The organism is Streptomyces sp. NPDC059957, from assembly GCF_042730015.1.
Taxonomy (GTDB): Bacteria; Actinomycetota; Actinomycetes; order Streptomycetales; family Streptomycetaceae; genus Streptomyces.
Map to the genome: position 1 here is coordinate 47,212 of NZ_JBHWMB010000039.1, position 20,844 is coordinate 68,055.

At 76.2% G+C, this 20,844-nt stretch carries 8 protein-coding genes; all 8 read right to left on the reverse strand.

Annotated elements, in window-relative coordinates; translation table 11 throughout:
- Positions 1 to 32: 32 nt before the first annotated feature.
- Positions 33 to 1,346: an alkaline phosphatase family protein gene (locus ACFWBW_RS25015; protein ID WP_385376275.1), complete on the reverse strand. Its 1,314-nt coding sequence runs from the start codon at positions 1,344 to 1,346 to the stop codon at positions 33 to 35.
- Positions 1,347 to 1,452: 106 nt separating this feature from the next.
- The gene (locus ACFWBW_RS25020) at positions 1,453 to 2,472 is read right to left on the reverse strand and encodes a galactokinase (protein ID WP_385376278.1); all 1,020 of its coding nucleotides are present in this window, start codon (positions 2,470 to 2,472) and stop codon (positions 1,453 to 1,455) included.
- A complete protein-coding gene (locus ACFWBW_RS25025; protein WP_385376281.1) occupies positions 2,469 to 4,457 on the reverse strand; it encodes a methyltransferase domain-containing protein in 1,989 nt (662 codons plus the stop codon). The genes ACFWBW_RS25020 and ACFWBW_RS25025 overlap by 4 nt, the downstream gene beginning before the upstream one ends.
- Positions 4,454 to 5,629 (reverse strand): glycosyltransferase, encoded by a 1,176-nt coding sequence (locus ACFWBW_RS25030; protein WP_385376283.1) that lies wholly within the window; start codon positions 5,627 to 5,629, stop codon positions 4,454 to 4,456. Before ACFWBW_RS25030 ends, ACFWBW_RS25025 begins: the two co-directional genes overlap by 4 nt.
- A complete protein-coding gene (locus tag ACFWBW_RS25035; RefSeq protein ID WP_385376285.1) occupies positions 5,626 to 6,522 on the reverse strand; it encodes an alpha/beta fold hydrolase in 897 nt (298 codons plus the stop codon). Before ACFWBW_RS25035 ends, ACFWBW_RS25030 begins: the two co-directional genes overlap by 4 nt.
- 7 nt (positions 6,523 to 6,529) lie before the next feature.
- Positions 6,530 to 6,856 (reverse strand): acyl carrier protein, encoded by a 327-nt coding sequence (locus ACFWBW_RS25040; protein WP_385376288.1) that lies wholly within the window; start codon positions 6,854 to 6,856, stop codon positions 6,530 to 6,532.
- Entirely contained in the window at positions 6,846 to 11,489 is a 4,644-nt protein-coding gene (locus ACFWBW_RS25045; protein WP_385376291.1) for a beta-ketoacyl synthase N-terminal-like domain-containing protein, read from the reverse strand. Before ACFWBW_RS25045 ends, ACFWBW_RS25040 begins: the two co-directional genes overlap by 11 nt.
- A gap of 115 nt (positions 11,490 to 11,604) precedes the next feature.
- The gene (locus ACFWBW_RS25050; protein ID WP_385376294.1) at positions 11,605 to 20,433 is read right to left on the reverse strand and encodes an SDR family NAD(P)-dependent oxidoreductase; all 8,829 of its coding nucleotides are present in this window, start codon (positions 20,431 to 20,433) and stop codon (positions 11,605 to 11,607) included.
- Positions 20,434 to 20,844 lie beyond the last annotated feature (411 nt).

The window sequence follows — 20,844 nt, forward strand, 5'->3', positions numbered from 1 at the left end:
GGTGCCTCCTTCGCGTTTCAAGACCGGGTGAGTCAGAACCAGGTGAGGGTGAGGGGGAAGGTGGTGGTGGCCTTGGCTCCGGTGGTGTCGGTGGCGGTGGCGGTGATCTGGATGGTTCCGGTGGCCCAGGGTTTGCCGGTGATGCGGCCGGTGGCGGCGTCGAGGGTGAGGCCCCAGGGGAGTCCGGTGGCGGTGTAGCGGACGGGGGGTTTGCCGCCGGTGGTGGTGAGTTGGATGGTGCAGTTCTGGTTGAACTTGCAGCTCTGCGGGCCGGGGTTGGCCAGCTTCAGCTCGGCCCAGGTCGGGGTCGGGGTGGGCGTCGGCGTGGGAGTCGGGGTCGGGGTCGAGGTCGAGGTGGGCGTCGGTGTCGGGGTCGGGGTCGGGTTCGTGGAGGCGAACACCTCGCTGATCGGCTGGACGTTGGCGGCGTTGCCGGCGTGCGCCGTGCCGAACAGGTCCTCGAAGGTGCGCAGCAGATGGTGGTGGTTGAAGGGGGTGGCGTACGTGCCCGTCTTGACGTTCGCCCCGTAGAAGACGGTGGCGATCTGGTTGGAGCCCAGGAAGTTGTCCTCGTCCCAGGTCAGCACCAGCAGGCTGTTGTTGGCCTTCGCCCACTGCGCGTAGGCGTCGATGTTGTTCTTCGTCCAGGTGTCGCCCGTGCCGACGGAGCAGGAGTGCATGTCGTTGCACTGGTTGGGGACGATGAACGAGAGGTTCGGCAGTGCCGCGAAGTTGTTCTGCGGGAACTGCGCCCAGGTCTTGCCGGTGTTCAGCGGCACGTTCTTGAAGGCGAACCACGGGTTGTGCTTCTGGGCGTACTGGCCGTTGGTGCAGGCCGTGGAGCCCTCGCTCGGGAGGTCCTCGTTGTACGTCGCGAAGGTCTTGCCGGCCGCGATCAGCTCCTGGCCGAGGTTGGGGGCGGTCATCGACTGCGGGGTGTAGCAGCCGTCCCCGGTGATGCCCTGGGTGGCGCCGGAGAAGAGGTTGAAGTAGTTCGGCTGGCTGGGGTGGGTCAGCGCCTTCATGGCGGTGAGGCTGGCGCCGCCGCTCGCGAGCTGGTTGATGTACGGGGCGTTGGCGCTGCCCATGATCTCGCCGTACTGCTTGTTCTCGTACACGACGACGACCACGTGGTCGTACGCGGGCAGTGCGGCCGCGGCCGCGGGAGTCGCTGAACCGCTTTCGGCGGCCTGGGAGTTGGCGATGGTGAAGGCGCCCAGCAGGCCGAGGGCGCCGATGGCGCCGACGCCGGCGATCAGGGCGGACCGGTGGACCCGGTGTCTCGGGCGAGCCTTCGCGCGAGCGGTCGCGCTCGCGGTCGGTGTGGTCGGGAGGGGTAGCGGCATGAGTGGTTCCTCCTCGTGATGAGTGATGAGAGGTGAGTGGTGTGGTGCTCGGCGTGAGGGGTCGGTGTGGGTGTCTGTGTCGGGCCCCCGGCGTCGGGCCTCCGTGTCACGCCTCGCGGCGGGCCGCGCCGGCCACGGTGATGTTCAGGAAGCGGGGCACGGGCAGCCCCCGGTCGCGGAAGTCCTCCGCGACCGCGGCCCGCACCGCCGCCACCCGGGCTTCGGGCAGCAGGACCAGTACGCTCCGCCCCGGCCGCTGCCCGGGCGGCCAAGCGCTCAGGGCCCCGGCCCGGCGGGCGCACCCGACGGCCCGGGCCAGGTCGGCCGTACGGTCCTGCGTGCCGTCGGGGTCCGGCCGCAGGGCCAGCAGCACCAGGCGGGCCCCCGAGGCGACCGGGTCGAAGACCACGTACCGCTGTCGTTGGCGCCGGGGCTCCGGCCGGGGCGTGCCCTGGCCGAGCAGGAGGGCCCTGCCCGGCCGGGCGAAGAGGCCGCCCCGGCGCAGGGCGTCGTCGCCGTCCGGCAGCGCCTCCGCCATCAGCCGGGCCAGCCGCACCCGGTCCGGGTCCTCGCCGGGCGGTGTGTGGACGTCGGCCACCGCGAGCGCGACCGCGCAGTCGGCGGCCTCCTCCGTGGCCAGCCCGGCGGCCGCGGTGAGGGAGCCCTGCACGTGCAGGTCGGTGCCGCCCCGGCCGTACCCGGCCCGGCCCAGTGCGCGCAGCAGGGCGTACGGGCGGGCGGCCCAGGCCGGGGTGGCGGGCGGCGGTCCGGACAGGGTCAGCGGGAGGTCGCAGCTGTCCGCCGGGTGGGCCAGGGAGCTGAGCCGTACCAGGCCGTCGGTGCGCGGGGCCGCTGCGGCGGCCACGGGCCAGCCGGCCGCCGCGACGAGGCCCGGGGAGCCGAGGTGGAAGGTGTAGGGGGCGCTCCAGACGGCGGCCGGGGGGCGGCCGTGCGCGGACTCCAAAGCGTAGGCGACCAGGCGGAAGAGGGGGTCGGCGGTGGCCCGGCGGGCGAGGTCGCCTCCGGTGAGTGCCTCGGGGCTCGGGGGGGTGGCGGGGTCGGTGGCGAGGGGGCCGGTGGCGGCCGGGACCGGGCCGGTCTGCGCGCCGGGGCCGGGGCCCGTCACTGCTCGTCCTTGCGGGCCAGCATCCGGTAGGCGTTGCCGCCGTCCGTGCGGCGGGCAGCGACGGTGCGCAGCCCGTCGAGCACCGCCGCGGCGGCGAAGCAGGGCAGCGAGGCCAGGCGTACGGCGCCGGTCAGGACGCGCCGGCCCGTGGTGGCCGGGGGCCCCCAGGGACGGTCCGGGTCGGGGGCCAGCCGGGTCGCGGTCAGGGCCACCGCGCCGAAGAAGTCGTTGCCCTGGTGGGCCGGGCCGTGTTCCTCGGCGAGGACGGTGAAGCCCCGGTCTGCCAGGGCCTCGCGCAGGTTCGAGGAGGGGATCAGGTGCTGGTGCTGCGGCTGGAACCAGGGCAGCCAGGCCGGGCCGAGCAGCCGTGCCATCCGGGACTCGGGGTCGGGGAGTTCGATGGTGAGGTAGCCGCCGGGGGCGAGGACGGCCGCGGCCGTGTCCAGTTCCGTGAGCGGGTCCCGGGTGTGCTCCAGGTAGTGGTACATGCTGACCACCTCGTACTGGCCCGCCAGCTTGACCGCGAACTCCGGGAACTGGCCCTGGTATCCCGTCTCCACCCAGCCGCGCCGCTCGGCCTCGCGGACACCGTCGCCCATGTCCAGCCCGTCGAAGCGGGTGTCGGGCCAGACTGCGCGGGCCGCGTTGCAGAAGTGGCCGTGTCCGGTGCCGACATCGAGCCAGGACACGGGATCGGTGTGCGGGCGGAGCATTTCGGCCCGGCCGCGGTAGGCGGCGCCGAGCCGGCCGAAGACGGTGGCCGCGCCCTCGCCGCCGCGGCCGTCGTAGAAGTCCCGGTAGTAGAACTCCAGCCCCTCCGGGGAGAGTCGGGGGTTCTGGAAGACGTGCCCGCAGGCCGCGCACTGGTCCAGGGTGAACCGGCCCGGCTTGCCCTGGAGCAGGTCCGGCACCCGGACCCGGACGGACAGCTGCCCGGAACCGCACCAGGGGCAGTCCGGCCGGCGCGGTTCGAAGAACCGGTCGGTCCCGGCTGCCAGATCGGCCCGGTACGCCTGGACCGCCTCGGCGCGGACGGCCTCCGGCCGGGCCGTCTCGACCGGGGCTGTCTCCCCTCCGGCGGCGTCCCGCGCGACGGCCGGGCCCTTCGCCCGTACGGCGGCCTCGGGTCGGGGCGTACGGGTCGACGCGGCGGCCGTGCGCAGGGCCGCGACGAGGGAGAGTACGGGCCGGGCGGCCGTGGCCCGGGCCAGGTCTCCGGGGCGCAGGGGTGCGCCGGGGCGGCCGAGGGCGAGGTAGGGCTGGATCCAGTACAGCCCCGCCGCGGCGGCCCCCCACCGGCCCTGGCGCACGGCGACGCCGGCCAGCAGGGCGAGCCCGGCGAGCTGCGCGGCGGCGAGCGCCCCGGGCGGCAGCCCTTGGGCCCGCAGTTCGGCCGCCCGCGCCGGTCCGCGGGCGTCGGCGCGCGGTCCGCAGCTCAGGGCGGGTGCGATGGCCAGTCCCGTGGCGTCGGCGGCGTACTCCTTCACGCGCCGGATCACCGCCATCAGCTCCGCGGGAGTGGCGTCCGGGCCCGCCGGGTCCACCCCGGCGCGGGCGAGCACCTCCTCGGCGACGAGCACGGCGAACCCTGCCCCGCGTCCCTCGCCGAGCCGGTCCTGCCGGTATCCGGCCGGGTCGACCAGGCGCAGCAGGCTGAGCACCCGCTCGGCGGGCAGGTCCCCGGGCAGCAGGTCCAGTACCCGCAGCCCCTCCCGGTCGGCGTGCGCGCAGGCGGCCAGGAAGGTGGCCGCGTCGGCCTCGACCCCGCCGGCGGTGAGCAGCCGCCACCCGGCGGCGCGCGGTACCCCGGTGTCCGCGTACGCGGACATGGGCAGCACCGGGACCGCCCGCAGTCGGCGGGCCGCGCGCACCGTGCCCGCGCCGAGGGCGGCGAGCAGGAGGGCTGAGGTCCACCGGACGCCCGGCAGGAGGAGGGCCACGGAAAGGGGGATCCGGGCGGGGGAAGGGAGCGGGGAGCGCGTCATACGAGTTCCTCCAACCGGTCGGCCGCGGCGGCGGCCCCGCCGGCCGCGGCGAATGAGGCCTGGATCCGCCGGGCACCCCGGCGGTGGCCTGGTTCGTCCAGTACGGCCGTCAGCGCGTCGCGCAGTTCCTCGGCCCTGGTCCTGCCGAACCGCACCCGCACCCCGGCCCCGGCCTCGACCACCTGCCGGGCGACGATCGGCTGGTCGTCGCGGATCGGGGCGACGACCAGCGGCAGCCCGTGCGCGAGGGTCTCGCAGACGGTGTTGTGGCCGCCGTGGCAGACGACCGCGTCCAGGTGGCGGAGCAGCTCCAGCTGCGGGACGCTGTCGCGCAGCAGTACGTTCCCGGGGACCGCCCCGACCAGCTGGGCGGGGGCCGCCAGGACGAACTGGACTTCCTTTTCGAGCCGTTCGGCGGCGCCGAGCACCGCTCCGTAGAACCGGCCCCCGGCCTCCTGGTTGAGGGTTCCCAGGGAGACGAGGACCCGTTTCCGTTCCGGATCCAGTCGTTCCCAGGGGAATCCGGGCGCGGCCGGCCGGGCCCCGAAGGCCGGGCCGACGAAGGCGTAGTGCGGCGGGAATTTCCTCTCGCCTCCCACCAGTTCGCGGCTGGAGAACACCAGAACCAGCCGCTCCGAGAACCGCGGATCCCACGGTGCTCCGGCGGACTCGGGATCGGCCCCGCACTCCGCCAGCAGTCCGGAGATCTGCCCGGCCACCCACTCGCCGACCTTCGGGAAGTCCGCGAAGGGGAGGGTGAGTTCGGCCGAGGTGCTGGCGGAGGTCACCCAGGGCACCCCGAGCCGCCGCGCGGCCACCGGGCCGGCCAGGGCCTGCTGATCGGCGACGAGCACGTCCGGCTGGAAGGCGCCGACCGCCCGGACCACGCCGGGGAGCATCGCCCGGGCCAGAGGGACCAGCGCCTCCTCCCAGAGGAACCGCAGCGCCCCGACCCCGCGCAGATCGCGCCAGCGGGCGTGCAGCATCGCGTAGTCGCCGCCCGCCTCCGCGCCCGCGGAGAGGATCCGGGCGTGCTCGGGCAGCAGCCGGGCCAGCGCTCCGGGCGGGCCGGTCCAGGCGACTTCGTGCCCGCGGGAGGCCAGTTCGATGCCGACCGCCACGGTCGGATTGACGTGCCCCGCGAGCGGCGGCACCGCGAAGAGCACCCTCATCGGACCAGCGCTCCTGCCCGCGGTCGCACCGTCGGTGTCGGCGCTGGTGTCGGTGTCGACGGCGCCGTGAGTACCCCCGCCGCGGCCGTGGCCGTCGCTTCGAGGTGGGCGAGTACGGCGGCTCGCAGTGCTCCGCTGTTCTCCTTCAGCACGTCGTGCCCGAGGCCGGGCAGGATCTCGACCGCGGTGACGTGCGGAGCGTGACCGGCCAACTCCATTGCTCCCGGTACCAGTTCCGAGTGCTCGCCGCAGACGATCAGGACGGGGCAGCGCAGTGCGGCGTAGTCGCCCGGGGTGAAGGTGCGGCTCGCGGCGATGTCGTCGATGAGGGTGGTGCGGTTGAGCAGGTCGTCGGCGATGGCCGTGAGGTTGGCCGCCTTGCGCAGCCTCAGGGTGAGCAGCTCGGCGGGTACCGCGCTGTCCTCCAGGCTGAGCGCGGCTGCCGACAGGGTGTCCACCATGTTGTCCACCCAGGCCCCGCTGAGCGGGGGTTCCAGCAGGGTGAGCCCGGCGACCAGGTCGGGCCGGGCGAGGGCGGCGTGCAGTGCCAGGGTGCCGCCGTAGCTGTTGCCCACGAGGTGCACCGGTCGGTGACCGAGGCCGAGCGCGCCGAGGAGGGCGAAGAGGTCCCGTACGGCGGTGCGGCTGTCGTAGCCGGTGGCCGGGCGCTCGGTACGGCCGTGGCCGCGCAGATCGTAGAGGACCACCTCGTGCCCGGCCCGGGCCACCGGGACGGCCAGGGGGCAGTAGAAGGAGGAGAGGTTGTCGACGACCAGCCCGTGCAGGAACACCACCACGGGGCGGTCGGCGGCGTCGGGGCCGGCCGTGTGCGGGGCGGTGGCCGGGAGCTGTTGGACGTGGAAGCGGACGGTGCCCGCGGGAACGAAGGCCATGGCGGGATCAGCCGTCCGATCCGGGGGCGGCGGCGGATCCCGCCGAGGCGCGCGCCAGGGACGCGTGAGTGATCCGGCCGATGTGCGTGACGAGTTCGCCCACGGACATGGCGAGGATGCCGTCCATGTCCTTCTCGGACAGGAAGCCCATCAGGTCGACTTGAGAGCCGTAGCGGTGATGGAGGAGTTCGGCGAGGGCGACGAACTCGATGCTCTCCAGGGCGAGGTCCTCGTTGAACGTCGTCTTCATCGTGACCTCGTCCGCGAGGAGGTGTTCGTCACCGACGATCTCCACGAGCATGCCGGTGATCTCGGCGAGGATGTCAGCTGCCATGACTGGTCTCCGTGAGGTGGAAGGGGACGGTGGACGGGGTCGCGGGCCGGTCGGTCCAGGCGACCGCGTGGTCGGGGTGGGCGAGTGGCGCGTCCGCGAGCACGAGCAGGGTGGTGCGGACGGGGTACGGGTGCCCGTCCGGGGCGAGCACCCGCAGTTCGCCGGAGCCCGGGTCGCCGGTGGTCCGCCAGTCGCGCGGGCGGCCTCCGAGTCCGGTTCCGGCGGCCTTGGCGGCCGCCTCCTTGGCGCACCACAGGGCGGTGAGCGCGGCCGGGAGTCCGGTGCCGTCCTGGGCCGCCATCCGCTCGGCGAGGGCGAGTTCGCCCGGCGCCAGAGCGATGCGGATGAGCGCGTCCGGGTCGGTGGTCACCTGTTCCACGTCGATGCCGACCGGCAGCCCGGGGTGGGCCAGGGCGACCGCGATCCGGTCCTTGTGGGCGATCGTCAGGTGGACTCCCCCGGCCAGGGCTCCCCCGGCGAGGGGCCGCCCGGCCGGGTCGTTGCCGATCGGGACCTCGGCCGGGAAGACCGGCCCGGCCCCGCCGTCCCAGAGCAGGTGGCGCAGCGCGTCCTTGGCGGCGATCCGGCCCAGCAGCCAGGGCGCCCGGGCGCGCGGCCCCAGCCGCTCGTAGGCCGCGCGCTCGGCGGCGCCGAGGTAGCGGCGCATGACCAGTTCCTGTGAGGCGGGGTCGGTCCAGCGGCGGCGGGCCAGGCACCAGCCCTCGGGGCGGGGTTCGCCGATGCCGCAGACCTCCGGGGTGAACTTCATCGGCCAGACCCGCTCGTCGGCGCCGAACCGGCGGTACGTCCAGCCGTCGATCCGGGCCCATACCCGGCCGTCGGCCCGGAGCAGCTCGATGTCGCCGCGCACGGTGACGTCGCGCACCTCGCGGATCCGGGCCGTGGCCCCGACGAGCTCGTACGGGGCGGGCGGCGGCCCCGAGAAGCGGATGCCGTCCACGGTGGCCGGGAACACCAGCCGGTCCACGGGGAGCCGCAACTGCATCCAGTGCCCGAAGAGCTGCCCGGCGGCGTCGAGCAGCGCCCCCGGATCGGGCAGGGCCCGCAGGACGCCCCGGATGCCGTCCGAGCCGACGGCCCGCACCTCGTGCACCCCGGCGAAGCGGGGGCCGTGGAACATCCACCGGTCCCGGTAGAGGGCCTCGGCGCTGACCGGGGCCGGCCCGGGCTCGCGCAGCGGGGTGGTGTCGGGGCCGGGCAGGGCCTCGTAGCGCTCTCCGAGCAGGACGAACACGTCGGCGTACTCCCCGAGCGTGACGCGCACCCGGCCCGGGCCGGCGGGCCGTACGGTGACCTCCAGGTCGAGGGCGGGCTCCACGGGGAGCCAGCGCAGGGCCCGTACGCGCTCGTAGCCGATGACGGCCAGACCCGGTGGTGCGTCGCGCAGCGCGGCCTCGGCCGCCAGCTCCAGCATCGTCGTCATGGGGACGACGGGGAAGCGGTCGGAGTCCTCCGTCCATCCGTCGGGCTGCAGGTACACGCAGTGGTCCCGTACGTAGGGCAGCGTGGCGAGGGAGAGGCGCAGGGTGTGGGTCGGGGGCTGGGGCTCGGCCTGTCCCGAGGCGGGGGCCGCGTCCAGGGCGGAGAGCAGGACCGGCCGGGGGTCCGCGGCCGGCGCGGTCGGTGGGGTGGGCGGGGGTAGTGGGGTGGGGAGGGTCGGGGTGACGGGAGTGTTCGAGGTGGCGGGAGTGGCCGCCGGGGTGGGGGCCTGCGGCAGGAGTCCGGTCAGGGTGGCGCGGGCGGCCTCGCCGAGGCGGACCAGGGGCGAGCCGAGGTCCAGGAGCACGGCGCGCCCGGCGGCCGGTGCTGCCGGTCGCGCCTCCGACGGTGCTGCCGGTCGTGCCTCCGACGGTGCTGCCGGTCGTGCCTCCGACGGTGCTGCCGATGGTCCGGCAGGCCCGGCGGCGGCCCGGTCCGGGCCTCCCGTCCCGTCGGGGACCAGGCGGTCCCAGCGCGGGGCGTGCCCCTCGGTCCACAGGGCCGCGCAGGCGCGCCGCAGGGCGGCGAGGCCGGTGAGCCTGGGCGAGGAGGCCGCCACCGAGAAGTGGGGGCGGTCGCGCAGGGTGTCCTCGACGAAGCCCGGCAGGCTTCCCGGGCCCAGTGTGACGAAGCCCCGGACGCCCGCGTCCTCGTACAGCCGCAGCGTCAGCTCGCGGAACCGGACCGGTTCCAGCAGATGGCGGACCACCAGCTCGCGCACCGCTCCGGGATCCGGGGGGAACGGCGCGCAGGTGGTCGCCGACCAGAGGGGCAAGGTCCCGGACTGGAGCGGCAGTCGGGCGAAGGCGGCGCGGACCTGGCCGAGGTAGGGCTCCCACATGGGCGTGTGGAAGCCCGACCGGAAGGGGAGTTCCTGGCCGAGGACCCCCTCGGCCTTCAACCGTTCGAGGGCGGTGGCCACTTCGGCGGGGGCCCCGCAGACGACCGACTGGTGGGGGCAGTTGTCGTGGCTGACCACCACCCCGTCCAGTCCGTGCAGCGCGGCCTCCGCCCGCCGGGTCCCGCATCCCAGCGCCGCGTAGACCAGGTCCGGCACCTTCACCGAACCGGGCCGCAGCGAGTCCAGGAAGGTGTCGGCCGCGTCCTGCCGGTACATCCCGGCGGACACCATGGCCGCCCACTCCCCCAGGCTGTGGCCCGCCAGGACATCGGCCTGGATGCCGAGTTCGGGCAGTACCCGGGCGAGGAAGCGGCCCGTCGCGATGGCGTCCAGGGCCCTCTCCGTCAGTTCCTCGCCCCGGGTCAGCCTGGGCCGCTCCAGCCCCAGCCGGTCCGCCACGTCGTCCAGCGCCGGGGCGAACTCGGGCTCCAGGCCCGGGAACAGGAACGCCAGCCGGCCGCCCAGCGGCTCGGGCGTGAACCACACCTCCCCGCGCCCCCGCCACGCCCGGCCGCGCGCCACCACCTTCGCGGCGAGCGCGAGCCGTTGGGGCGTGAGACCCACGACGGCGAGCCGGCAGGGGCCGTCGCCGCCGGACACCGGGGAGCCGGAGGCCAGCCGGGCCGACAGCTCCGCCGCGTCGGAGGCCGCCAGCAGCAGCACCTCCTCCCGCTCGGGCGCCCCCACCGGCGCGGCCGGGCCGCCCAGGGGCAGGAACCGGCGTACGGGCGCTGCCGGTCGCGCAGGCGCCGCCCGTCCCGAGGGCGCGGTGCGGCGCGCTGCGCCGGGTGCCTCCTCCAGCACCACGTGCGCGTTGATGCCGCCGAAGCCGAAGGCGTTCACCCCGGCGCGGCGCGGCGCCGGCCCGCGTTCCCACGGCCGGGCCGCCGTCACCGGCCGCATCCTGGTCCGGGCCAGGCCGGGGTGCGGCTCTTCCAGGTGCAGGGTCGGCGGCAGCACCCCCTCGTGCACCGCGAGTGCGGCCTTGATCAACCCGGCCATGCCGGAGGCCTGCATCGTGTGGCCGAGCATGGACTTCACCGAGCCGAAGCCGATCGCGCTTCCGGTGTCGAGGCCGGCGTCCAGGCCGGCGTCCAGGCCGGCGTCGAGCCCGGCGTCGGCCCCCTTCCCACCGCCGACGCGTTCTCCGAACACCTGGGCCAGCGTGTCCAGTTCGGCTGTGTCGCCCACCGGTGTCCCGGTGCCGTGCGCCTCCAGCAGCCCCAGGGCACCCGGCGCCCGTGGATCGAGACCCGCCTCCCGCCAGGCCCGTTCCAACGCCCTGACCTGGCCCGCGACCAGCGGGCTCATCAGGCTCGCCGCCCTGCCGTCCCCGGCCACGCCGGTCCCGCGGATCACCGCGTAGATGCGGTCGCCGTCCCGCTCCGCGTCGGCCAGCCGCTTCAGCAGCACCACCCCGGTGCCCTCGGACAGCAGGGTCCCGTCGGCGCGCCGGTCGAAGGGCCGGATCCGCTCGCTGGGGCTCAGGGCGCGCAGCTGCGTGAACACGCTCCACAGCGTGGCGATGTGGCAGTGGTGCACGGCTCCGGCGATCACCGCGTCGCAGCGCCCGCCGGCCAGCAGCCCCACGGCCTGGTCGACCGCCAGCAGGGAGGAGGCGCAGGCCGCGTCCAGGGTGTAGGCCGGTCCGTGGAAGTCGAGCCGGTTGGCGGTCCGGGCGGCCGTGAAGCTCGGTACGAGTCCGATCGAGGCGTCGGGCCGTTCGGGACCCAGCGCCTCCTGGAAGGCGGAGCGCACCGCGGCGATCCGCCGCTCGCCGAGCTCGGGCGCCAGCTCCCGCAGGGTCTGAGCCAACTGGTGTGCGGTGCGGACCCGTTGGTCGAGCCGGGCGGTGGCCACGCCCATGAAGCCGCCGCGCCCCAGCACGACCCCGATCCGCGAGCGGTCGGCCGGCAGGCGGCTCTCGCCGCCCGCGTCGGCGATGGCCTCGGCCGTGGCGTGCAGGGCCAGCATCTGGTCCGGTTCGGCCCCTTCCACGGTGGCCGGCATGATGCCGAACCTCGTCGGGTCGAAGGCGGCGAGCCCGTCCACGAAGCCTCCGCGCCGGCAGTAGAACCGGTCTCCGGAGACCGGTCCGGTGGCGCCGCCCGGGTCGTAGTACACCTCGGGGTCCCACCTCCCGGGCGGGACGTCGCCTATGCAGTCCGTACCGGCCAGGAGGTTGCGGCGGTACGCGGCGAGGTCCGCGGCGCCCGGGAACACGGCGCCCATCCCGACGATGGCCGCATCGGTGGGCCGCGGCCCGCGGTGATGCCTCCGCTGACCGGAGCCCTGCCCCTGGCCCTGAACTTGGCCTTGGCTCTGCCCCCGGCCCTGTCGACGGCGGTCAGTCACGCCGCTCACTCCCCTCGTGCCCGTCTGCCGCCATCAGGACCACCTGTACGTCGGTCCCGTGCGCGAGTTCGGCGAGGAACGCGGCGCCGCCCGCCTCCGGGTCGATGAGCGGAATACCCCGACGGGAGTACGCGCGCGCCAGTTCGGGGCTGACCATGCCGCCCGCCGCGGCGGCCCAGGGGCCCCAGTCGAGGGACAGCACTCGGCCCGGGAAGTCCTCCGCCCAGAGGTGCGCGAGGCCGTCGAGGGCGTCGTTGGCGGCGGCGTAGTCGGTCTGCCCCCGGTTTCCGTACACGCCCGCGACGCTGCCGAACAGGGCGAGGAAACGGGGGGCCGGCGTCGCGCCGTGCTCGGCCGCAGCGGCGGCGAGGTGCCGTGCGCCGGTCACCTTCGTCGTGAACACCTCGGCGAAGGCGGCTGGTTGCTTGTCCCGGAGCAGTCCGTCGTTCAGGGTCCCGGCTCCGTGCACGATCCCGTCCAGCCGGCCGTGACGGGCCCGTACGGCGGCCACGACGCCCCGTACCGCCTGCTCGTCCGTGACGTCCGCGCAGTGGTAGCCGACGGACGCGGCCACGCCGGCGAGGGCCGCCAGGGTGGCCCGCACCTCGCGCTCGGCAAGGATCCGCGAGGCCGCGGCCTCGATCTCCGCGGGGGTGCGCAGGCCGGTGGCGATCAGTGCGGCGCGCAGGGCGACACGGTCGGTGGCGTGCCCGAACTCGTCCGCCTCTGCTGCTGGTTGAGGCGTGCGCCCCATCAGTTCTACGTGGCATCCGGTGGCGCGGGCCAGCGCAAGGGCGGTCCGGGCGGTGATCCCGCGGGCCCCGCCGGTGAGCAGGACCACCGAGCCGGCGTCGAGGGGCGGCGTCCCGTCGCCGGGGGCGAGCGGTGCGGGTACCGGCCGGGGGGTGACCCGTAGGCCGTCGGCGGTGTAGGCGACGGAGGCGGGGGCGTCCACGGACGTGGTGGCGTCGGCCGGCTCGGCTGGAGCGGCCGGAGCAGCCGGTGAGCAGCTCAGCTCGGCGAGGAGCTGCGCCGCGATCCGCTCCGGGGCCTCCTTGGAGTGGACTTCCACGGCGCGGATCAGCCTGCCCGGGTATTCGAGGGAGGCACTGCGGGCGAAGCCGTGCATTCCCGCTCCGGCGGACTCGCCGCGGACGGTGACCAGCAGGAGCCGGTGCACACCGCCGGTCAGGGCCCGTTGCAGCCCGGGAAAGCCCTCGGGCAGGACGGGCGCCGTTCCCGGGCGCAGGGCGGACAGGTCAAGGAGGGCGTCGAACCCAGCCTGTCCTTCGGCCAGTTCGCTGACATCCGCACCGTGTGCACGCAGGGCTCCGGTGACCGCGGGCACGACGCCCTGACCGTCTCCGAGCTCCCCGGCCTCCCCTACGACCCCGATCCGCAGACCCCGCAGGACCTCCGGGTCGCCGGGCGCGGGCGGCAGCGCGTGCAGCTCCACCCGGAGCCGGCCGAGCGCGGGCGGGGCCGACGATGCCGATGGTCCCGTGGCCTCCGCTTCGACGGCCGACGGCTCGGGGCGGGCGGTGTGGCCGGAGACCCAGTCCACGATGCCGCGCAGGGTCTTGATCCGGGACAGCTCCTCGATCGCGGACTCGGCGGAGCCGCCCGCGTCCTGGGGCAGGCCGATCCGGTCGGCCAGGGCCCCGATGATCTCGACCCGCTTGATGGAGTCGATGGACAGGTCCGCCTCCAGGTCCAGCTCGGGAGCGAGCATGTCGCGGGGATACCCGGTCCGGGTGTGGACGATCTCCACGATCACGTCCATCACCTCCTCGGCGGACCGCGGCCCCCCACCCGCCGCGCCCCCGCTTCCGCCGACACCCCCACGACCGTCACCCCCGGGCAGACCCTGCCCAGAGTCCCCGTTGCCGGGCATCCCGGCGCCCGGGGTCGCGTCGGCGGCCGTCCCGCTGCCCGAAGCGACACCTCCGGTCATCCCGCCGCCCGAAGCGACACCTCCGGTCATCCCGCCGCCCGAGGCGACACCTCCGGACACCCCCGAACCGGGGGCCGCACCGCCAGGCATCCCGCTCCCGTGGGCCGCACCCCCGGGTATCCCGCCCCCGTGGGCCGCACCCCCGGGGGTCCCCGCACCCACGCCCGCCCCGCCGGGCATCCCCGAGCCCGGGACCGCATTGCCGGGCACCCCGGCCCCCCAGGCGACGCCGCCGGGCGACCCGGAACCTGCGGCGAAGCCGCCGGGCATCCCGAAGCCCGGTGCCGCACCGTCGACCGTCCCGGTACCCGGGGCGGCACCGTCGAACGCCGGCCCACCCGGAGCCGTCCGCCACGGTCCGGCTGCTCCGGAGCCCGAGCCCCCGGCCTGGGCCAGGGACCAAGAGGCGTCGGCACCTCCCATCAGGCCCTCACCGTCGACACGGAACTCGGCCCGCGCCGCGTGAGGGGCTGCGTCCCCGAACATCCCCGGGGTCGCTCCCGGGCTGCCGGGCAGTCCGGCGCCCGGGGCCGCGCCGACAGCGCCCGTCCGCCACGGGCCAGAGTCCCCCACCCCGGGCTCCGTGCCCACCGGGGCCGCGCCATGGGCCCCGGGCCACGCGCCATCGGCACCCCCGGGCACGCTTCGGCCGTCCGGCCGGGGGTCGGACCAGAAGGCGGCCGGAACCGCGCCCTGCAGGATCCCCGGGACGCCCCCCGCACCCGGCGGGGTCGCGAACTCCTGTCCCGCGTCGCGGCCCTGGGCCGCCCACACATCCTGCGGGCCCGCGGGGCCATGGCTCGCACCGCCGGCGGAGGGTGAAATGGCGAGGGCCTGGCCGGTACCGGCGGCGTACCGGGGCAGAGCCGGGTCCGTGCCGCTCCAGAGCGGCGGTGCCACCGTCGAAGCCAGGTAGCCGATCATGACCTCCCGCTGCGCCTGGACCAGTTCGCGCGAACCGCGCAGGTACTCCAGCACCGCCTCCTCCCGGCGGTCCGCCGGGGCAGGCGCCGGGTGCTCGGCCATGTCGCCGGTGCGGGCCCCGGGCCAGGTGGTCGGGCCCGCCGGCGGCTGAAGGCCCGCACCGGGCCCGCCGTTCGCGGCCCAGAGGAGCCGGCCGTCCGCGCCCCCCACGACCGGACCGGCCACCGGCCCGCCGCCCCCGGCGAGGAACGGCGCCCCATCGGCCGCCGGAACCCAGGCCCGGCCGGTGCGCGGGTCCGCGTAGCCGCCCATCGGGCCTCCCGCCGGACCGAAACCTCCACCCGGGCCACCCGCACCCGGCCCCCCACCAGGCAACCAGTGCCCGCCCCCGGCAGGACCGCCGCTCCCCGGCTCCGCGAAGCCGCCGCCCGGACCGGCCGCGCCGGAACCCGCGTCCGCGCCCTGCGACCAGGGACCGCCCTCGACGGGCCCCCCACCCCCCGGCCCCGCGAAGGGACCCTCGACGCGCCCCGCGATCGCACCGCCCGCCGGGTCGAAGCCCCCACCCGGACCGCCCGCACCCGGACCCCCGCCAGGGGCTGCGCCGTGCCCGTTGCTCGCGAAGCGGCCGTTCTCGCGGCCGTCCGCCGGGGTCGCCTCCCGGGCGGAGCCCCGGGCCGAGCCGGCCCCGGCAGGGCCGGAGGCCGGTAGCCAGTGCCCGCCCCCGGCAGGGGCCGGCAGGATCACCGGGGTGCCGTTCGCGTGGGGCCCCGGCTCGGCGGAACTCCCCACCTGACCGGTGCCGTTCTTCGGCTGCGCCATCTGCTGGGCTCCCTTTCCTTCGGATACCGTGACGTGGACCCGGCGGGCCGGGCGGAGGCCGCCGGGGACGGGCTTGCCGTCCCGGGTGCGGACCAGGTGGCCGTCGACCAGCCAGCCCGGGCGGCGCGGAGCGCGCTCGGGGAGCCGGGAGGTGCGGCCGCGGAACAGGGCCTCGGGTGCCACCGGGACGCCCACCGCCGCCAGTTCCGCGAGCGCCGTGACCAGGCGGAGCAGCCCGTGCTCACCCGGCACGTCCAGCGGGACCACCGTGTGCGGCCGGTCGCCCAGGATGCGGCCGACCAGGCCGGACAGGACGCGGCCCGGTCCGGCCTCCACGAAGGTCCGTACTCCGGCCGCGTACATGTGCTCCACCTGCTCCACGAACCGGACCGGCTCGGCGACCTGACGGGCCACCAGGTCCCGTACGGCATCGGCGGTGACCGGGTACGGGCCGGCCGTCGTGTTCGACCAGACCGGGACGGCGGCGTCGGCCAGTTCCGTCCCGGCGAGCTCCTCGGCCAGGGCCGTGGCCGCCCCCGCCACGACCTCGCTGTGGAACGCGCAGGCCACGGGGAGCGGGGTGGCCGAGAGGCCCGCCTCCCGCAGGGCGGCCACCGCCTCGGTGACGGAGGCGGCCGGCCCCGAAATCACGCACTGGCGGGGTGCGTTGTGGTTCGCGATCACGCACCCGGCCCGCGCGGCGATCTCCCGCACCTCCTCCGGTGCGGCCGTCACCGCCGCCATCGACCCCGGGTCCGCGCCGGCGGCCGCGAGGATGGCCTCGGCCCGGCGCGCGCTCAGCCGCAGCAGGCTCTCCTGGTCCCACACCCCCGCCGCCCACAGGGCGGTGAGCTCGCCGTACGAGTGCCCGGCCACGCAGTCCGGCCGTACGCCCAGCTCCCCCAGCAGCAGGTGCGCCGCCGAGCCCGCCAGCCCGAGGGCCGGCTGGGCCACCCTCGTGTCGGTGACCGCGGCCCGCTGGGCGGTCCGACCCTGCGCGGTGAAGGCCGCCGGAGGGAACATCGCGGAGACCACCGCGCTCGGCGCCGTGTCCAGCAGCTCCCGGAGCGACGGGAAGGCGGTGAACAACTCACCGAGCATGCCCGGCCGTTGGCTGCCCTGGCCGGGGAAGAGGAAGGCCACCTGTCCGGGCTCCGCCGATTCCTCCCGTACGTGCACCCCCGCACCCGGGGTGAAGGCCCGCGCCAGTTCCAGCCGGGCCGCCAGCTCGTCCAGGTCGGCGGCCACCACCGCGATCCGTACCGCGCCCGTAGCGGCCGCGGCCTCGGCGGCGAGGTCCCGCAGCGCCCAAGGACGCCCGGCCGCGTCGTTCTCTTCCAGCCTGGCCGCGAGCCGGGCCATCGCCCGGCCCGCCGCGCGCCGGTCCTCGCCGCGGAAGCAGAACAGTTCGGCCGGCCACTCCTCCAGTCCGTGCCGGGGCTCCTCGGCCCCCGCGTAACCGGTCAGCACCGCGTGGTAGTTGGTGCCGCCGAACCCGAAGGCGCTCACCCCGGCGATCCGCCGTTCGGCGGGCACCGCCCATGGCCGAGCCCCGGTGTCGAAGGAGAACGGGCTGGCCTCCGCCTTCCAGGCCGGGACCGGTGCGTCGAGGTGCAGGGTCGGCGGCCGTACGCCGGAGTGGACCGCCCGGACCGCCTTGATCAGCCCGGCGAGCCCGGCCGCGCACTTCGTGTGCCCGATCTGCGATTTCACCGAGCCCAGCGCGCAGGCTCCGGGCGCGGCGCCCGCCTCGGTGAACAGGGCTGTCAGTACGGCCAGTTCGGTGGTGTCGCCGACCACGGTACCGGTGCCGTGCGCCTCGATGAGGCCGACCTCTCCGGGGTTGATCCCGGCTCGTGCGTAGGCGCGGTCCAGGGCCCTGCGCTGCCCCTCCGGCCGGGGTGCGGTCAGGCCGAGGGAGCGTCCGTCGCTGGCGGCTCCGACCGCCTTGATCACGGCGTACACCCGGTCGCCGTCCCGTTCCGCATCGGCGAGCCGCTTCAGCACGAGCGCCCCGACGCCCTCGCCGAGGGCGATCCCGTCGGCGGCCGAGTCGAAGGGCCGGCAGCGGCCGGCCGGGGACAGTGCGCGGACGGAGGAGAACAGCAGGTAGTCGTTGATGCCGTTGTGGACGTCGGCGCCCCCGCACAGCACCATGTCGCTGTCTTTGTCGCGCAGTTGGCGGCAGGCGAGGTCGAGTGCGGCCAGCGAGGAGGCGCACGCGGCGTCGACCGTGCAGTTCGCGCCGCCGAGGTCCAGGCGGTTGGCGACCCGGCCCGCGATGACGTTGGCGAGCACGCCGGGGAAGGAGTCCTCGGTGAGCCGCGGGAGCTGTTCTTCCAGCTCGGGAGGGATCTCGCCCAGGTAGCCGGGGTACAGCGCGCGCAGCCCGTACGCGCCCGCCAGCTCGGTGCCGGCTTCCGCGCCGAACACGACCGAGGTCCGGGACCGGTCGAACTCCCGGTCCTTGCCGTACCCGGCGTCCGCCAGGGCCCGTGCGGAGATCTCCAGGGCGAGCAGCTGCACCGGCTCGATCCCGGCGAGCGAGGCGGGCGGGATGCCGTGCGCGAGGGCGTCGAAGGGCATCGGGCCGAGGAAGCCGCCCCAGCGGGACGGGGTGCGCTCACCGGCCCGTGCCGGGTCGGGGTCGAAGTGGAGTGCCGGGTCCCAGCGTTCGGCCGGGACCTCGGTCACGGCGTCGCTCCCGTCCAGGATCCGGGCCCAGTAGGCGGCGAGGTCCGGTGCGCCGGGGTAGGCGCAGGCCATCCCGACGACGGCGACGTCCAGCGGCTCGGGCCGTGCGGCGTCGGCAGCGGCCGCCGTACCGGCTTCGGGGTCCGGACCGGCCAGCTCCTGGGCCCGTCGGCGGAGCAACTCGGTCGCACCCTGGGTGACTTCGGCGTGCAGGGCGGAGATCGTGGTGGTCCCGGAGCGCAGAGCGGCGACCTGGCCGAGCATGAACAGGCCCTCGGAGTCCTGCTGTTCCTCGCCGACGGGCTCCAGTCCGGAGCCGTCGGCCCCGCGGCGCAGGCCCTTGCTGGCGATCCGGAGCCGGCCCAGGTTGAGCCGCTCCAGCTCCTCCCACACCTCCCGCGGTTCGGCGCCGCCTTCCGCGAGCCGCTGCCGGGTGGCCTCGAAGGTGTCCACGTACGGGGTGACCGCGCAGCGGGTGGCGTGTCCGGGCGCGGTGTGCAGCAGTACGGTGTCCGCGCACTCCAGCGCCGCCCGCTGGAAGCGGGGCAGGACCGCGCCCGCGGCCACCGCCTCCTCGGTGAACAGGTACGCGGTGCCCATGAGCACCCCGACGCGCGCACCCCGTTCGGCCAGCGGCGCCGCCGCGGCGGCGGCCATCGCGGCGGAGCGTGCGTCGTGGATCCCGCCCGCGAACAGCACGTCCAGCGAGGTGGGTTCGGGGCAGGACAGCAGCAGCTCGATCTGCTCCTCCCACAGCGGGAACGAGGCGCGGGGCCCGACGTGGCCCCCGCATTCCAGCCCCTCGAACACGAACCGCCGTGCCCCGTCGGCGAGATAGCGCTCCAGCAGGCCCGGCGAGGGCACGTGGAGGTGCGTCCGGGTCCCGGCGGCCTCCAGCGGGGCCGCCTGTCCCGGGGTGCCGCCCGCGATGATCGCGTAGGGCGGGCGCACCTCGGCGACGGCCGCGAGCTGCTCGGCCCGCAGCTCGGCCGGGGCGAAGCCGAGCATCCCCACGCCCCAGGGCCGCTCCCCGAGCCGTTCGGCGGTCTCGGCGAGGAGCCTGCGCACCTGTGGGCCCTCCATGACCGCGAGCGCCAGGTAGGGGACCCCGCCCCCGGCGGCGACCGCTTCGGCGAAGGCCGCCTGGTCGCTGACCCGGGTCATCGGCCCCTGCGCCACCGGGAGCGGTCGGCCCGGGCCGTGGCCGCCCCCCAGCGGCCGGGCCCGTACGACGGCCGCCAGATGTCCCGCGACGGCCGACCGGATGCCTCGGAGGATGCCTCCGGTCGTCCGGTAGCGGGCGGCCAGCCGGGCCGCCGAGGCCCCGTCCTGCCCGACGGGGAGCGGCTGTGTCCGCAGGTCCCGGGCGCCCAGCAGGGTGGCGACCGGCCCCGGCGGCGGGGTCAGGTCGGGGCGCGCGTACACCCGGTGGCCCTGCACCAGCCTGGTTTCGGAGCCGTCCATGGCCCGTACGGCCGCGGCCACTTCGGCGGGCAGCCCGGCCTCCCCCTCGGGCGTGAGGGCCAGTTGTACGTCGACCAGCACCCCGGCGGCTCCGCCCGCGACGGCCGCGGCCGCGGTGTGCGGCCCGATCCCGCCGTGGGCCCGTACCGGCAGCCCGAACCCGGCTTCGGAGAGCAGCTGTTGGAGGAGGACGAAGGTGGTGGTCCCGCCCACCCGGCCGCCCGCCTCGTGCCCCTTGGCCACGAGCGCCTCCGCCCCTGCGGCCACGGCCGCCGCGGCCTCTGCCGAACCGGTGACCTCGGCCCACACCCGGGGCCGCCCGGCGGCGGCCGCCCAGCCGGCCACCCCGTCCGGGGTGTGGCCCGCGGGGTCGGCGAGCAGCACGGTGTCCACCTCGGCCGGCAGCTCCCCGGGCCCGATCGGGCAGCCCGCGGGCACCCGCACCCCGTAGCGGCCGGATCCGAGGCGGCGGGCGATCTCGGCCATGCCGCCCCGCGCGGCCCCGGCGTCCCGGCCGAGGTCGAGCAGGCCCAGGCCGCCGGAGCGCTCGGCGGCGATGACGATCCGCGGGTTGGGCTCCTCGAACGGGCTGACGGCGACGACCAGGTCACGGTCAGCGGCGCGGAGCCGCCCGGCGGACGCCGCACGCCCGGCCTGGGCGGAGGCCGCCGGCCCGGCCTGGGCGGAGCCCGAGGGCCCGGTCCACTCGGAGCCCGACGGCTCGGCCCGCCCGGAGCCCGCCGGCTCGGAGCCCGCCGGCGCGGTCCGCTCCCCCAGCGGTGCAGGCTTCTCCCCCGATCGCCCGGCCGTCTCGGTTCGTGCGGGCTGCGCGGGCTGTGCGGGCCGACCGGATCGCGGAGGCCGCGGCGTGGGTGACGGCCGTGCAGGGCGCGGAGTCGGCGGGGGCTGCTGGGGCGGAAGGGCACGCGAGGGCTGGGGGGACGGCTCGGGCTGGGGGGACACGGACGCTCCTCTTCCAGTGCTGTGTGACATGGCGCAGTGTGGGACGGAAGACCGGGGAAGGCGTGGGCGAAGGGCGGCGGACGAGACGCCCTCCCGCTGCGGATCCGGGGCGGGAGGCGCGCGAAACGGCCGGGCGGTGAGGCGGGGCAGGGTTGAGCGGTGGTCAAATTCCCTGTTGCCGGGATGCATCGTGCGGTGACGGCCCTGCACTGTCAACGGCCATCCGGAGTCGTTCACTTCGCACCCCGGGCGGCTTCCGGCCACCCTGGCGGCCTCCTACCCATGCCTCCGGCGCGCTCCCGTCAATGCCATGGCCTGCGGTGTTGCACCCGGACGCCCCGTCCCCGGCCCACCGGTCGACGCACCTCGGCCGCTCGGGCTCATGCCGCATCGGTATGAGTTGTCACCGGT